This window comes from Streptomyces sp. NPDC048288, from assembly GCF_043201555.1.
In the GTDB taxonomy this organism is placed as follows: Bacteria; Actinomycetota; Actinomycetes; order Streptomycetales; family Streptomycetaceae; genus Streptomyces.
In genome coordinates, this window is record NZ_JBICZD010000011.1 from 179,554 (window position 1) to 193,903 (window position 14,350).

The 14,350-nt window shown below is 70.3% G+C and carries 12 protein-coding genes and 2 tRNA genes; 9 read left to right on the forward strand and 5 right to left on the reverse strand.

The window, feature by feature from the left end; all coding sequences use genetic code 11:
- Window position 1 precedes the first annotated feature (1 nt).
- From ehuB to ACGFZS_RS35080, 6 genes are all read left to right on the forward strand, one after another.
- The gene (ehuB, locus tag ACGFZS_RS35055; protein WP_393798476.1) at window positions 2-931 is read left to right on the forward strand and encodes an ectoine/hydroxyectoine ABC transporter substrate-binding protein EhuB; all 930 of its coding nucleotides are present in this window, start codon (window positions 2-4) and stop codon (window positions 929-931) included.
- The gene (ehuC, locus tag ACGFZS_RS35060; RefSeq protein WP_393798477.1) at window positions 928-1,644 is read left to right on the forward strand and encodes an ectoine/hydroxyectoine ABC transporter permease subunit EhuC; all 717 of its coding nucleotides are present in this window, start codon (window positions 928-930) and stop codon (window positions 1,642-1,644) included. Before ehuB ends, ehuC begins: the two co-directional genes overlap by 4 nt.
- Window positions 1,641-2,291, forward strand: coding sequence for an ectoine/hydroxyectoine ABC transporter permease subunit EhuD (ehuD, locus tag ACGFZS_RS35065; RefSeq protein WP_393798478.1), 651 nt, complete (start codon window positions 1,641-1,643; stop codon window positions 2,289-2,291). Before ehuC ends, ehuD begins: the two co-directional genes overlap by 4 nt.
- Entirely contained in the window at window positions 2,281-3,063 is a 783-nt protein-coding gene (gene ehuA, locus ACGFZS_RS35070; protein ID WP_393798479.1) for an ectoine/hydroxyectoine ABC transporter ATP-binding protein EhuA, read from the forward strand. The genes ehuD and ehuA overlap by 11 nt, the downstream gene beginning before the upstream one ends.
- Before the next feature lie 268 nt (window positions 3,064-3,331).
- Window positions 3,332-4,090 carry an IclR family transcriptional regulator gene (locus ACGFZS_RS35075; RefSeq protein ID WP_393798480.1) on the forward strand — a complete coding sequence of 253 codons (759 nt, stop codon included), beginning with the start codon at window positions 3,332-3,334 and terminating at the stop codon, window positions 4,088-4,090.
- Window positions 4,091-4,177: 87 nt separating this feature from the next.
- A tRNA-Lys gene (locus ACGFZS_RS35080) sits at window positions 4,178-4,251 on the forward strand.
- On the opposite strand, the gene ACGFZS_RS35085 is transcribed toward ACGFZS_RS35080, so the two are convergent.
- The 5 genes from ACGFZS_RS35085 to ACGFZS_RS35105 all read right to left on the reverse strand — a co-directional run bounded on the left by ACGFZS_RS35085 (window position 4,217) and on the right by ACGFZS_RS35105 (window position 9,778).
- On the reverse strand, window positions 4,217-5,872 hold the full coding sequence (locus ACGFZS_RS35085; protein ID WP_393533663.1) for an AMP-binding protein: 1,656 nt from the start codon (window positions 5,870-5,872) through the stop codon (window positions 4,217-4,219). The two genes, ACGFZS_RS35080 and ACGFZS_RS35085, sit on opposite strands and share 35 nt — an antisense overlap.
- Window positions 5,873-5,974: 102 nt before the next feature.
- A complete protein-coding gene (locus tag ACGFZS_RS35090; protein ID WP_393798481.1) occupies window positions 5,975-6,448 on the reverse strand; it encodes a DUF3592 domain-containing protein in 474 nt (157 codons plus the stop codon).
- 129 nt (window positions 6,449-6,577) lie between these two features.
- Window positions 6,578-7,183, reverse strand: coding sequence for a lytic polysaccharide monooxygenase (locus ACGFZS_RS35095; protein ID WP_390977017.1), 606 nt, complete (start codon window positions 7,181-7,183; stop codon window positions 6,578-6,580).
- Window positions 7,184-7,292: 109 nt separating this feature from the next.
- Window positions 7,293-8,423: an SPFH domain-containing protein gene (locus tag ACGFZS_RS35100; RefSeq protein WP_393798482.1), complete on the reverse strand. Its 1,131-nt coding sequence runs from the start codon at window positions 8,421-8,423 to the stop codon at window positions 7,293-7,295.
- Between the two features lie 53 nt (window positions 8,424-8,476).
- The gene (locus ACGFZS_RS35105; RefSeq protein WP_393798483.1) at window positions 8,477-9,778 is read right to left on the reverse strand and encodes a peptidoglycan-binding protein; all 1,302 of its coding nucleotides are present in this window, start codon (window positions 9,776-9,778) and stop codon (window positions 8,477-8,479) included.
- A 197-nt stretch (window positions 9,779-9,975) separates the two neighbouring features.
- Between ACGFZS_RS35105 and ACGFZS_RS35110 the strand changes: the two genes are divergently transcribed.
- The 3 genes from ACGFZS_RS35110 to ACGFZS_RS35120 all read left to right on the forward strand — a co-directional run bounded on the left by ACGFZS_RS35110 (window position 9,976) and on the right by ACGFZS_RS35120 (window position 14,346).
- Window positions 9,976-10,049: transfer RNA gene (locus ACGFZS_RS35110), tRNA-Lys, on the forward strand.
- 404 nt (window positions 10,050-10,453) lie between these two features.
- Window positions 10,454-12,412: a glycosyltransferase family 2 protein gene (locus ACGFZS_RS35115; protein WP_393798484.1), complete on the forward strand. Its 1,959-nt coding sequence runs from the start codon at window positions 10,454-10,456 to the stop codon at window positions 12,410-12,412.
- The gene (locus tag ACGFZS_RS35120) at window positions 12,409-14,346 is read left to right on the forward strand and encodes a galactose oxidase-like domain-containing protein (protein WP_393798485.1); all 1,938 of its coding nucleotides are present in this window, start codon (window positions 12,409-12,411) and stop codon (window positions 14,344-14,346) included. The genes ACGFZS_RS35115 and ACGFZS_RS35120 overlap by 4 nt, the downstream gene beginning before the upstream one ends.
- The last annotated feature ends 4 nt before the right edge of the window (window positions 14,347-14,350 follow it).

Consider the following 14,350-nt stretch of genomic DNA (forward strand, 5'->3'; position numbering starts at 1 on the left):
CATGGCTCCACCACATGCGAACGACATAGACACATCTGGGTACGAATCCAGACAAAGTAGGCGTGCCGTGCTCGCGGGTGTCGCCGCCGTCGGCGCACTCGCCGCCGCCGGGTGCACACGGGTGGCCACCGCGTCCACCGACAACGGCGGTGACCTGCTGCAACGGCTGCGCGCCCAGGGGGTCGTGCGGCTCGGCATCGCCGGTGAGATCCCCTTCGGATACATCGACAGGAACGGCCATCTGACCGGTGAGGCACCGGAGTTGGCGAAGGCGGTCTTCAAGCGGCTCGGGGTCGACTCGGTACAGCCGGTGCCGACCGAGTTCGGTTCGCTGATTCCCGGACTGAATTCGCAGCAGTTCGATGTCGTGGCCGCCGGGATGTACGTCAACCCGGAGCGGTGCGCGCAGGTGATCTTCGCCGATCCCGACTACCAGATGCTCGACTCGTTCGTCGTGCGGAAGGGCAATCCCAAGGGGCTGCACGACTACCGGGACGTCGTCGCGAAGAAGGCGAAGTTCGCCACGGGGACGGGCTACGCGGAGATCCAGTACGCGGTCGAGGCCGGGTACGAGGAGAGCGACATCCTGATCGTTCCCGACCAGGTCGCCGGGCTGAACGCCGTGGAGGCGGGGCGGGTCGACGTGTTCGCCGGGACCGCGGTCACCGTCCGCGCGGTCGTCAAGAAGTCCGCCAAGGCCGAGGCGACCGAGGCGTTCGCGCCGCTCGTGGGCGGCAAACCGCATGTCGACGGGGGCGCGTTCGCGTTCCGGTCGGCGGAGACGCGGCTGCGGGACGCCTTCAACGGGGAGCTGCGCAAGCTGAAGCGGAGCGGTGAACTGCTGCGGATCCTGCGGCCGTTCGGCTTCACCCGGGCCGAGATGACCGACCTGACGGCGAAGGAGCTGTGCGGGGGAGGCAAGAGCGGATGACCTCGGGGCTGTGGGAACTCGTGCTCAAGGGCGTGTGGACCACCGTCCAGCTCCTCGTGCTCAGCGGGTTGCTGATGACGGCCGTCGCCCTGGTGGTGGGCGTGGCGCGGACGAACCGGCACTGGATCGTGCGCTTCCTCGCCGGCTTCTACACCGAGGTGTTCCGCGGCACCTCGGCGCTGGTGATGATCTTCTGGGTGTTCTTCGTGCTGCCGGTCGCCTTCGGCTGGCAGCTGGTGCCGCTGTGGGCGGGCACCCTCGCGCTGGGGCTGACGTACGGCGCGTACGGCTCGGAGATCGTGCGCGGAGCGCTGAACGCGGTCGACCCGGCGCAGCAGGAGGGCGGGATCGCGCTCAGCTTCACGCCCTGGCAGCGGCTGCGGCTGATCCTGCTGCCGCAGGCGGTGCCGGAGATGATCCCCTCCTACTGCAACCTGCTCGTCGAACTCCTCAAGGGCACCGCGCTGGTGTCCGTCACCGGCATGGGCGACCTGGCGTTCAGCGGGAACCTGGTGCGGCTGGCGCTGCAGGAGAGCGCGCACATCTACACGTATCTGCTCCTCGTCTACTTCGTGATCGCGTTCGTCATCACCCGGCTGATGCGCGGTCTGGAGAAGCGGCTGAGGGCCGGGATCGGCAAGGACCCGGGGAACGAGTTCGAGGCACGGGCGCGCAAGCGCCGGGAGACGACCGGGGTCGGTGGTGTCGTATGACATGGGACTGGAGTGCCGTGCGCGCGTTCATGCCGCACTTCTGGGACGGCCTGGCGGTCACCCTGCAGGCGCTGGTCCTCGGCTCGCTGATCTCGTTCTCGCTGGGGCTGGTGTGGACGCTGCTGATGCGGACGCCGACCCGGTGGGTGCGCTGGCCGGTCGGGGCGGTCACCGAGTTCGTGCGCAACACCCCGCTGCTGGTGCAGCTGTTCTTCCTGTTCTACGTGCTGCCCGAGTGGGGGCTGACCTTCTCCGCGCTGACCACCGGTGTCCTCGCGATCGGCCTGCACTACTCGACGTACACCATGCAGGTCTACCGGGCCGGTATCGAGGCGGTCCCGGCCGGCCAGTGGGAGGCGGCGACGGCGCTCAGCCTGCCCGCGCGGCGGACCTGGTTCGCGGTCGTCCTGCCGCAGGCGCTGCGCCGGGTCGTGCCGCCGCTCGGCAACTACGTGATCTCGATGCTCAAGGACACGCCGATCCTGATGTCGATCACCGTCCTGGACATGCTCGGCCAGGCCCGGCTCTTCTCCCAGCAGCACTTCCAGTTCACCGAGCCGGTGACGGTGATCGGCGTCGCCTTCATCGTCATCTCCTACCTCGCCTCCCTTCTCCTGCGCACCCTGGAGCGTCGCCTTGTCCGTTGAGACCAGCAAGCAGCCGAGTACCACCGACACGACCCCCACCGAGCTGATCCGCCTGGAAGGGGTGACCAAGCGGTTCGGGGACAACACCGTCCTCGACGGGCTCGACCTGAGCGTGCAGGCGGGCCGGCACGTCACCCTGATCGGGCCCTCGGGCTCCGGCAAGACCACGATCCTGCGCCTGCTGATGACCCTGACCGAGCCGGACTCCGGCACCGTCACCGTGGACGGGCAGCGGCTCTTCCCGGCGTCGGAGAAGGAGCTGCGGGAGGTCCGCAAGAAGATCGGGATGGTCTTCCAGCAGTTCAACCTGTTCCCGAACATGACCGTGCTGCGCAACATCACCGAGGCCCCGGTGACCGTGCTCGGCCTGCCGAGGGACGAGGCGGAGGCGCGCGCCCGGGAACTGCTCGACCTGGTGGGCCTCGCCGACAAGGCCGACGCCAGGCCGACCCGGCTCTCCGGGGGCCAGCAGCAGCGCGTCGCGATCGCCCGGGCCCTGGCCATGCGGCCGAAGGTGCTGCTCCTCGACGAGGTGACCTCGGCGCTCGACCCCGAGCTGGTCGCGGGCGTCCTGGACCTGCTCAGGGACATCGCCCGCACCACCGACATCACGATGCTGGTCGTGACCCACGAGATGAACTTCGCCCGGGACATCTCCGACCAGGTCCTGATGTTCGACGCGGGCCGGATCATCGAGGCGGGCCCGCCGGAGCGGATCTTCAACGAGCCCGAGCACGAGCGGACGCGGGAGTTCCTCGGCGCGGTGCTGTAGATATATCCCGGTACGGCGCCGTAAAAGTTTCCCCGCGTGGCGCCGTGACTACAGGAAGTGAACGCTCGATCACCCGAGGTCCGGCGGCCGGGGCATTCCTCTGGCATATGCCAGAGGGTCTTTGCCGCAGGCGGGAGCGCTGGAATCTCGCCAACACCCCCTCCGTTTCGGGCTCTTGCCCGTTATCGTGGAGAGGATCCGCAGTCCGGATCGCGGCCCAAGCAGTGCTGACGAAGCAGCAACGCCGAGCGAGCGCAGGGGGACCACCGTGGCGCTGAAGCACGAGCCGACCGCCCCGTACCACTCAGCCCAGGACGCGCTCCGCGTCCTGGAGACGGTGGCCGGGCACTCCACCGGCGTCACCGACACCGAACTGGCCCGTCTCACCCGCCTGGACCCCGACCGGCTGACCACGCTGCTGCGCATGCTGCGCCGCGAGGGGTACGTCGAGCAGGTCGCCGACGGCGCGTACATCACCGGCGAGACCCTGCGCCGCCTCGGCTCCGCGCACGAGCGGGAGCAGGCCCTCGGCGAGCAGCTCCAGCAGACCCTCGACCGGCTGCGCGACTCGGTCGGCGCCGCGATCTACCTCAGCCGGTACGTCGACGGCGAGGTGAGGATCGGCCAGTACGCGGCCGGCCCGGCCACCCCCGCGGTCAACGAGTGGGTGGACTTCCGCTCCTCCGCGCACGCCACCGCGATCGGCAAGAGCCTGCTCACCCAGCTCGACCACAACGCCCGCCGCGACCACCTCTCCCGGCACAAGATGGCCCGCCTCACCTCGCGCACCATCACCAGCGACAAGCTGCTGCTCTCCCGGCTGGCGGCCCAGCCGCCGACGGTCCCGGTCCTGGACCTCCAGGAGTACGCGATCGGCACGGTGTGCGCGGCGGTGCCGATCACCGCGGGCTCGTCCGTGGGCTGCCTGGCCCTCTCCCTGCCGGTGGAGCACGCCCACCGGCTCCGCCAGGCCGCCGACGCCCTGAACCGCAGCGCGGCCCCGGTGCTGCTCTCCCTCGCGATCTGAACCCGGTCGAAAGCACCCCCGCGGACCAGGTAGTATTTTCTTCGTCGCCAGCCGCGAGAAGAGATTCACACGGTCGGCGGGAGTCATGCGCCGCTAGCTCAGTTGGTTAGAGCAGCTGACTCTTAATCAGCGGGTCCGGGGTTCGAGTCCCTGGCGGCGCACCGATGAAGGGCCTCTCGTGGACACGAGGGGCCCTTCGGCGTCCTCCGGGGTCAGCCTGCGGTACGTCTGCTCCCCCGGCGGCCGCCACCACACCGGGTCGGCACACCGCACCCCCTCCCGCCGCAGCGCCGCCCGCTGGATCTTGTTGGTCGCCGTCACCGGCATCCGCTCCACCACCCGGACGAACCGGGGCGCCATCTTCGTCCCCAGATCGGGCTGGGCCAGCAGGAACTCGGCGAAGTCCAGCGGCTCGAACCGCCCGGCGATCGTCGCCATCACCTGGTCCCCGGTCACCGGGTCCGGCACCCCGTACACGGCGACGGCGTCCGCCCCCTCGTACCGCGCCACGATGTTCTCGATCATCGCGGCGGCCAGGTTCTCCCCGTCCACCCGGATCCGGTCGTCGGTGCGCCCGGCGAAGTACAGGTAGCCCTCCCCGTCCCGGTAGAACAGGTCCCCGGTCCAGTACCAGCCTCCCCGCCGCCGTTCGGCCTCCGCCGCCGGGTTCCGCCAGTACCCCTCGAAGGGGTTCGGCGCCCGGTTCACCAGCTCCCCGATCGCCTCCTCCCCGTTGAGCAGCCGCCCCCCGGAGTCGAAGACGGCCACCGGGCACTCCTCCCCCGTCTCCTGGTCGAGTACGACGAGCCCGGCCGCCGCCCGCCCCACCGCCCCCGCCGGTGTCCCCGCCGACCACTGCACGGCCGCCCCACCCTCGGACGACCCGTACCCCTCCACCAGCCTGACCCCGAACCGCTCCCCGAAGGCCGCCGCGTCCACCGCGCCGGCCTCCGTCCCGAACCCGAGCCGCAGCGGGTTGTCCCGGTCGTCGGCGCGCGGTTCGGTGGCGAGGATGTACTGCACCGCACGCCCGACATACGTGAAGTAGGTCGCCCGGTACCGCCGCACGTCCGCCAGGAACCCCGACGCCGAGAACCGCCGCCGCAACGCCACCCCGGCTCCCGCCACCAGCGCCGGCGCCCAGTCGGCGATCACCGCGTTCCCGTGGAACATCGGCATGCAGACGTAGTGCACGTCGTCCGCCCCGACCCCGAACTGCCCGGCAAGCGACCGCCCCGCCGCCGCCAGCCGCCCCTGCGAACAGAGCGCGGCCTTCGGCGCCCCCGTGGAACCGGAGGTGAAGTAGAGCAGGATCCGATCGGCCGGAACGGCCCGGGACGCGTCGGGAAACACGCCCAGGTAGGGGGCGAGCAGCGCGCCGTACTCCGGTTCGTCCGTGACCAGGACCCGCACCCCGGGCAGCTCCAGCCCGCCCAGCAACGGCAACCACGCCCGCTCGGTCACCAGCACCGGGCACTCGGTGTGCAGGATGTCCCGGGCCAGCTCGGGCCCCCGCCGGGTCGGATTGATCCCGGCCACGGCGGCGCCGGCGAGCGCGGCGGCCCCCAGCCACAGCGGAAACTCCGGTGTGTTGTCGAGCAGCACCCCGACGTGGGGCACGGCACCGGCGGGCAGCAGATCGGCCAGCAACGCCGCCCGCGCCGCGGCACCCCCCGCCACCTCGTGATGCGTGAGCACCCGCTCCCCGCACCACAACCCCGGCCGGTGGTCACCCCACCGAGCGGCCACCGCTTCAGCGATCGTGCGTATCTCGGCGTCCATGGAGAGGCACAGTAACTGACACCTCGTCAGAAGTGCAGCGCCCCGAAGGGGCGCGGGGAACTGCGCGACCAGCCCCCACCCACCCGCACCCGACCGACGACCTCACGGCCCAAACTCCCCCACCGCCGAGAACATGATGTGCGCCACCCCCATGAAGACCAGCGCGAACGCGATGAACACCCCGAAGAACGCCACCGTGCACCCGGTCCCCACCGCCAGCTTCCCCGGCGCGGGCGGCTGCGACGTCGCCCCCTCGGGGTGCTCCGGCAGGTAGTACACCGTCACGAAGTCACCCTCGACCACGGTCGACCGCCCGCTCGCCTCGTCGAAGCGGACGACCCGCCCCTCGGCCGTCGTGAACTCGTAGACATGGTGCAGCGTGGTCGTCACGGACGTGTCCCCGCCACCGCCGCTGGTCCTCGTGTAGGACCGCAGACAGCGTGCCTCGGCGGTACGCCCGTGACGCCACGTCCGGCTGATCTCGCTCGACCGCCGCAGCGTCCTGACCAGCCCGAGGACCCCGACGACGACGAAGACGCCGGGAAGGATGTAGAAGAACGCTTCCACCAGGCCCATGAGAGTCCCCCGCTTCCGAACACCGGTCCGACTGACCGGTGTGGCGGGAACGTACCCCTCTGACCAGCGGCAGGTCCTCAAGCGAAGCTCAGATCAGCCGGGTGTTACCCAGTCGTCGAACGACGCCGGTCAGAACGTGACGTCCGAACAGGCGTAGAACGCGTTGCCCGTGTCGGCGATCGTCCAGACCGCCACGATCACGTGGTGACCGCTCAGCCCCGACGGCAGGGTGCCGCTGTGGCTGAGGGTGGCCGGCGGGCGCTGGCCGTTGTAGGGGACGGTGAGGAACGGGGTGGTGTTGAGGTCCGAACGGGCGAGGGCGTGGTTCTGGTTCCAGCCCTGCTTGGTGACGTAGTACTTGAAGTCGGTGGTCGCGTGCATCGCCGTGAACTGCCAGCGGAAGGTGTACGACTGGCCACCCGTCACCCTGGTCGTCGGCCAGGCGCCGCCCGACGGGGTGGTCGGCGAGCTGAGCTGGGCGAACCTGCTCAGCCCGCCGTTGCAGATCTGCCCGTCGGCCGGGCCGGAGGCCGGGAAGCCCTTGGGGCCCTCGACGCTCTGCGGCTCCCACTGGATGTCGCCGCAGTTGGTCACCGTGCCGTTGGCGCAGAGCTTCTGCCGGCTGATGGGGAGGTCGGTGTAGCCGTGCCCGCTGGCGCCGCCGGTGGAGAGCGCGAAGGCTCCGGCGGTCGCCACGCCGAGCACGACGGCCGAGATCTTGGTCCGTTTACGCATGCTGCCGCTCCTGGAGAACGTGGGGGAGGTTCAGTGAGCCGTGCAGGTCTAGACCAAGTCCCAGATTATTGCCGCTTGTTGAACATGTCCATACCAAAACGGGTACCCGTCACGGCACGGGCTCGGTCCGCCCCGAGCAGAACGCCACCGTCAGGTCCCGCACCAGCATCTTGCGGTCGTAGTCGTCGAGTTCGACCAGTCCGCGCATGGTCAGCCGGGTCACCGTGTCCTCGACCGAGTCCACTACCGAGGTGAGCATGGTGGCCCGCTGCCGGGCGTCGAGCGCGGCGATCCGGCGGCGCTGCATGGCCCCGGCCACCTCCGGGGCGTACTCCACCCGGACCGGCCGCACGGAGAACACCTCCAGGCCGATCCCGGCCGCGTCCGCCGAGACCAGCCGGGTCAGCGCGTCCCCCGCCACCTCGACCGAGCCCCGGGCGGTGCCCGGCAGCTCCACCGGCACCCGGGCCAGCGCGGCCTCCACGCACTCGCGCAGATACGTCTCGTGGTCCTCGACCCCGAGCACGGCCCGCGCGGTGTCCCGCACCCGCCACACCACCAGGACGACGACCCGCAGCGCGACCCCGTTGCCGTCCGCGGCCGGCATCTCCTCGCTGCGCCAGTGCCGCAGCCGGACGTCGACCCGGCGGCGCAGCAGCAGCGGGTTGACCCAGAGCAGGCCGGTGCGCCGTACCGTCCCCCGGTAGCGGCCGAAGAGGCCGAGCACCCAGGCCCGGCCGGTCACCCCGCGGGTGAGCCCCGCGAAGCCGAACAGGCCGAGTGCGCCGGCTCCGGCGTACGCGGCCCACTGCGCCGGGCCGAGCCCCGCGCCCGCGTACGCCGGGAGGCGCAGCGCGTGCACCGCGAGCGGCGGCAGCACCCCCGCCCACCAGGAGGTGGCGAGGCCGCCGGCCACGCCACCGAGCCCGGTGCACACCCCGGCCGCGCCGGGCAGCACCCGGGCGGGGCGTTCCACCAGTTCGGGGTCGACGGCGGCGGCCGGCCGGGGCTTGGTCATGGCCGGGCGGCGCAGCCGGGGCTGTTCGCCGGTGCCCTGCCGGCGGCCGACCACGGCGGGCCGCAGCGGCACCGACACCGGGTCGGGGTCGTCGCGGAACAGCAGGTGGACGGGGATCTCGGTGGTGACCTCGTTCTGGATCAGCCGGGGGGCCGGCCGGGCGGGCGTCCCGTCGTCCAGGGGGTCGTCCGAATCAGGGGTGTGCTCGGTGGTCGTGCTCATGCCTGCCTCCAGCCTCCGCGCCAGATGCTTCATTCAGGTGGTCGTCGGGTCCGTCACAGGAACAGGCGGCGCCAGGTCTCCGGCCCCGGGTAGCCGTCGGCCGCGCCGCCGCGCCAGCCCTGGGCGCGCTGGAAGGCCTCGACGGCACGCCGGTCCGCCTCGTCCCAGGCCGGCCCCGGGCCCTTGGGGTAGAAGCGGCCGTAGCCCTTCGCGACCAGCTGCCGGCCGAGCCGGGTGACGTGGTCGTTGCTCGCGCCCGGGCGGAAGTAGTTCTTGCCCGGGTAGCCCGGGACCCCGTGCGAGGCGGGGGCGGGCGTCGCCGTGGTGGCGGGTTTGATGTTCTTGCCCTTGCCGCCGGCGAGGAGTTCCCAGGTGCGCGGCCCGGGCAGGCCGTCGGCGGCGGCACCGGTCCAGCCCTGGGCCAGCTGGAAGGCCTTGGTGGCCCGCTGGTCGGCCGGGCCCCAGACCGGCCCGGGGCCCTTGGTGTAGTGGCTGCCGGCACCCCGGGCGATCAGCATCCGGCCGAGCAGGGTGACGTACTTGTTGTCGGCGCCGGGCCCGAAGTAGACCGCCCCCGGGAACGGCCCGGCCGCCTTCTGGGCCTCGGCGCCCGAGGCGCCCGGGTCCGCGACCACGCCCTTGTAGCGGTAGGGGACGTACTTGGCGGAGTTGCTCCAGTAGGCGTAGGGCGTGGACTGGCGGCGGGCGTGCGGGGGTGTCTGCTCGTACGCGGTGTAGGCGGTGTGGGTGTAGTCCGTCCAGCCGCCGAAGAGCACGACGTGCGAGCCCTTCTCGGGGTTGTCCGGGTTGTGGAAGAGCAGCATGTCGCCGGGTTCGAGCTCCTCCTTGGTGATCTTCGTGCCGAACTGGTCGAGGCTGCCGGTCCACTCGTTCCCGGTCAGGCCCCAGGCCATCGAGACATAGCCGGAGCAGTCCTGCCGGTACCCGTCCGTCCAGTAGAGGGTCATGCTGTACGGCACCTGGGCGGTGACCCAGGTCTTGGCGCGGTTGATGATCTCCGCGCGGGTGATGGGCGGTGTGGTGACCGGGCCGTGGACGGGCTTTCCGGCCGGGCCGTGCAGGGGGGACTTGGCGCCCTGCGGGGTGTCGGGCTCGCCGTCGTCGGGGACGGCGGGCCGGTGGGGGGCGGGCGGGGTGCTGTGGGCCGCGGCCGTGGGGGCGGACGCGGCGAGGGCGGCGGACGCGGCGGCGGCCACGACCAGGACGCTCCGGGCGGCCGGATGCCCGCCGAAGCGGCCGGGCAGCGGGGCCGCGCCCACCCGCCGCCAGTGGACGCAGCCGGGGCATTCGCAGTCGTTCGCGGGGTCGAATTCCTCGAATACCGGGGCCGGCATGCGATTCCCCTCACACTTCGGGTGGATATGTCCGGGACTGTGCACGTTGATCAGTTTCCCAACTGTCGTCCCGGTGCGCATGCTGACGGTCCGAATGATGTACGGCAGGGGGCCGACGGGGGTCGCCCCGGTGGCCTACGCCCCGTCCGCGGTCGGGAGCACCCTCCCCGGTCCGGTAGAGTTCTCGATGTCAGCAGGCGCCGCTAGCTCAGTTGGTTAGAGCAGCTGACTCTTAATCAGCGGGTCCGGGGTTCGAGTCCCTGGCGGCGCACAGACAGCAGAAGGCCCTCCGCAGCAGCGGGGGGCCTTCTGGCGTACACCCCACCGGTCACGTCAGACCACTTCGGTACCGTCTGCCCCTGTCTGTCAACAACCGACACGGTCGGTCCACAGAATCCCCACACGCTCCACAATGAACGCGTATGACCGGTAAACACCGTGTTTCGCTCTTGCGATCATGCTGAGCACCGTAGAACCCTGGTTGTCCAAAGTGCTGGTGTTTCGCGGCACTTGGGGGGTAGATAGCCGGTTGCCAGATCTGCGGGGTGAGGGGCCCCGATCAGGCGTCGGTGCCGAGGGGGGCACCTTGTGACGCGCCCAGCAGGGTCGAGGGGGATCCGAGCGGGCGGTTGGACCGATGAAACACGCGCTGATCTGCGTGTGGGGGGATGACTCATGACGTCGACGCCGATGGGCGCCCGGCAGGAACAGGAATACGACCCGTCACAGACCACACAGCTCCGGGTGCCCGCGCACCGCACCACCGCCGGTGCCCTGGGCCGCATAAAGAAGACACTGCCCAGATACGACTACGAGCACTACAGCCGGCTCGCGGGCCCCCTCACCCAGCCCGACCCGGGGACGCCGTACAAGGTTCAGTACCGCTCACTGCTCTCCCAGGAGCCGCACCGCCTGCGCGCCGCGCTGATGCTGGGCGCGGCCCCGCTGCTCTCACTGGTCCTGCTGACCTGGCTGCTGCAGCCCGAGCACTGGACCCAGCGGGACTACCCGGCGTACGACTTCCTGCCGGCCCTCGACATCGTGATGCTGGTGTCGATCGGCCTGATCGAGTTCTTCCGCTGCATGAACGTGCTGTCGAACGCGCACGCCACCCTGGTCGCCCGCGACCCGGTCCCGGTGGTCCCGGAGACCGGCACCCGGGTCGCCTTCATCACCACGTTCGTGCCCGGCAAGGAACCCCTCGACATGGTCACCCGCACCCTGGAGGCGGCCGTCCGGCTGCGCCACCGGGGCCTGCTGCACGTCTGGCTGCTCGACGAGGGAGACGACCCGGAGGTGAAGGAGGTCTGCGCGCGCCTGGGCGTGCACCACTTCACCCGCAAGGGCGTCGGCCGGTGGAACCAGGCCAAGGGCCCGCACCGCGCGAAGACCAAGCACGGCAACTACAACGCCTGGCTGGAGGCGCACGGCGACGAGTACGACTTCTTCGCCTCCGTCGACACCGACCACGTCCCGCTGCCGAACTACCTGGAGCGGATGCTGGGCTACTTCCGCGACCCGGACGTCGGCTTCGTCATCGGCCCGCAGGTCTACGGCAACTACGACACCTTCGTCACCAAGGCCGCCGAGTCCCAGCAGTTCCTCTTCCACGCCCTGATCCAGCGCGCCGGCAACCGCTACGGCGCGCCCATGTTCGTCGGCACCTCCAACGCCGTACGGATCCGGGCCATCAAGCAGATCGGCGGCCTGTACGACTCGATCACCGAGGACATGGCCACCGGCTTCGAGATGCACCGCGCCAAGAACCCGGCGACGGGGCGGAAGTGGCGCTCGGTGTACACCCCGGACGTGCTCGCGGTCGGCGAGGGCCCGAACGCCTGGACCGACTTCTTCACCCAGCAGCTGCGCTGGTCCCGGGGGACGTACGAGACGATCCTCAAGCAGTACTGGAAGGGCCTGTTCAGCCTGGGTCCCGGCAAGCTCTTCAACTACACGATGATGATCATCTTCTACCCGATGTCCGCCCTCAACTGGATCCTGGCCGCGCTGAGCTGCGCGCTGTTCCTGGGCCTGGGCGCCTCGGGTGTGAACATCGACCCGACCGTGTGGCTGATGCTCTACGGCAACGCCTCCGCGCTGCAGATCGGCCTCTACATCTGGAACCGCCGGCACAACGTCTCCCCGCACGAGCCGGAGGGCTCCGGCGGCGTGGCCGGCATGGTGATGTCGGCCCTGTCCGCGCCCGTCTACGCCCGCTCCCTCATGGACGCGGTGCTGCGCCGCAAGAGCAGGTTCGTGGTCACGCCGAAGGGCGAGTCGGCCAGCCCGGACACCCTGTTCGGGACGTTCCGGATCCACTGGTTCTTCATCCTCGTCTTCGGCGGCTCGCTCACCGCCGGTTTCGCCAACGGCCACGCGCACCCGGCCATGCTCACCTGGGCCTCGCTGGCGCTGCTGATCACGGCCGCGCCGATCTTCGCCTGGCAGTACACGCTGCGCAAGGAGCGCGGGGCGGCCGCGGCGCCGGCCGAGCCGGAGGACGCGGTGCCGGCCGGGTACGTGCCCGCGGGCCACGCGCCGCAGCAGCGGCCGGCCTGGGCACCGCCCGCGGGCGGCGGCACCGAACAGACGATGCGGATCGCGCTCGGCGGACTGGGGGGTCGTAAGGAATGAACGACAGTGCCGGCCGCCGCCGGGCTCGTCGTCTCGCGATCGGCACGGCGGTGGTGCTCGCCCTGGCCGGGATGAACGGGCCGTGGGTGTACCGCTTCGGGACCGAGCAGTACCACCAGTACAAGATCAACAGACCCGAGTACAAGGCCGAGAACGGCCACTGGGACGTCATCGAGTTCCCGAAGGAGTACCGCCAGGACACGATCCACGCGGTGCTCCTGCACACCGGGAAGGTGCTGCTCGTCGCGGGCTCGGGCAACAACCAGGACAACTTCGACGCGAAGATCTACGACAGCCGGATCTGGGACCCGGTCAAGGGCACGGTCAAGAAGGTGCCCACCCCGGCCGACCTGTTCTGCACCGGGCACACCCAGCTCGCCGACGGCAACATCCTGATCGCGGGCGGCACCAAGCAGTACGAGAAGCTCAAGGGCGACGTCAAGAAGGCCGGCGGCGTCATGATCCTCTACAACGAGAACCCGGACAAGCCGATGACCCTGCCCAAGGGCACCCGGTTCACCGGCAAGCAGAACGGCAGGACGTTCCTCTCCGACGACTCGGTGCTGATCCCGCGCGCGACCAAGGTCTTCGACAAGAAGACCGGCAGGTTCCTGCGGAACAACCCCGGTTACGCGCGGGTCGTCGTGGAGGCCCCCAAGCAGGGCACCCGGTACGAGACCGGCACCCAGGACAACTACAGCATCCAGGGTCTGACCGGCGCCGACGCCCGCAACACCTACGGCATCGCCAACAAACTCGGCATGGACAAGCGGGACTTCGAGGGCATCAAGAACGCCTACGAGTTCGATCCGGTCGCCGAGAAGTACATCAAGGTCGACCCGATGAACGAGGCCCGCTGGTATCCGACGCTGACGACCCTCTCCGACGGGAAGGTCCTCAGCGTCTCCGGGCTCGACGACATCGGGCAGCTGGTGCCGGGCAAGAACGAGGTCTTCGACCCGAGCACGAAGACCTGGACGTACACCAGGTACAAGCGCCAGTTCCCGACCTACCCCGCGCTGTTCCTGCTGGAGAACGGCAAGCTCTTCTACTCGGGCTCCAACGCCGGGTACGGGCCGGACGACGTGGGCCGCGACCCGGGGATCTGGGACGTGGACACCAACGCGTTCACCAAGCTGCCCGGGCTGAGCGACCCGAACATGCTGGAGACGTCCGGGACCGTGCTGCTGCCGCCGGCCCAGGACGAGAAGTACCTGGTGGTCGGCGGCGGCGGGGTCGGCGAGTCCGCGCTGTCCACCAGGAAGACCCGGCTGATCGACCTGAAGGACCCCGACCCGAAGTTCGTGGACGGGCCCTCCCTGGAGAAGGGCACGCGCTACCCGCAGATCTCGGTGCTGCCGGACGACAGCGTGCTGGTGTCGGGCGGCTCCGAGGACTACCGGGGGCGCGGCGACTCCGACATCAAGCAGGCGCGGATCTACGACACGGCCACCGACTCGTTCCGGCGGGTGGCCGATCCGCTGGTGGGCCGGAACTACCACTCCGGCTCGATCCTGCTGCCGGACGGCCGGGTCATGTTCTTCGGGTCCAACCCGCTGTTCGCGGACAAGGCGAACACCAAGCCGGGCGTCTTCGAGCAGCGGATCGAGATCTACACACCGCCCTACCTGTACCGGGACTCCCGGCCCTCGCTGAGCGGCGGTCCGCAGACCATCGCCCGGGGCGGGACGGGCACGTTCACCTCACAGCACGCCTCGACCATCAGGAAGGTCCGGCTGATCCGGCCCAGCGCCACCACCCATGTGACGGACGTGGACCAGAGGTCGATCGCCCTCGACTTCAGGACCTCCGGGAACAGGATCACGGTGACCGTGCCCAAGGACCGGAACCTGGTGCAGTCGGGGTGGTACATGCTGTTCGTGGACGACGACCAGGGGACGCCGAGCAAGGCGCAGTGGGTGAAGGTGCCCTAGCGCG

Bases quoted from the DNA above. Each gene is read 5' to 3' on its own strand.
- ACGFZS_RS35105 (WP_393798483.1), bottom strand. From the start codon at position 9,778: ATGCCGGCCCCGGTATTCGAGGAATTCGACCCCGCGAACGACTGCGAA.
- ACGFZS_RS35120 (WP_393798485.1), top strand. From the start codon at position 12,409: ATGAACGACAGTGCCGGCCGCCGCCGGGCTCGTCGTCTCGCGATCGGC.
- ehuC (WP_393798477.1), top strand. From the start codon at position 928: ATGACCTCGGGGCTGTGGGAACTCGTGCTCAAGGGCGTGTGGACCACC.
- ACGFZS_RS35085 (WP_393533663.1), bottom strand. From the start codon at position 5,872: ATGGACGCCGAGATACGCACGATCGCTGAAGCGGTGGCCGCTCGGTGG.
- ACGFZS_RS35090 (WP_393798481.1), bottom strand. From the start codon at position 6,448: ATGGGCCTGGTGGAAGCGTTCTTCTACATCCTTCCCGGCGTCTTCGTC.
- ehuD (WP_393798478.1), top strand. From the start codon at position 1,641: ATGACATGGGACTGGAGTGCCGTGCGCGCGTTCATGCCGCACTTCTGG.
- ACGFZS_RS35095 (WP_390977017.1), bottom strand. From the start codon at position 7,183: ATGCGTAAACGGACCAAGATCTCGGCCGTCGTGCTCGGCGTGGCGACC.
- ehuB (WP_393798476.1), top strand. From the start codon at position 2: ATGGCTCCACCACATGCGAACGACATAGACACATCTGGGTACGAATCC.
- ACGFZS_RS35115 (WP_393798484.1), top strand. From the start codon at position 10,454: ATGACGTCGACGCCGATGGGCGCCCGGCAGGAACAGGAATACGACCCG.
- ACGFZS_RS35100 (WP_393798482.1), bottom strand. From the start codon at position 8,423: ATGAGCACGACCACCGAGCACACCCCTGATTCGGACGACCCCCTGGAC.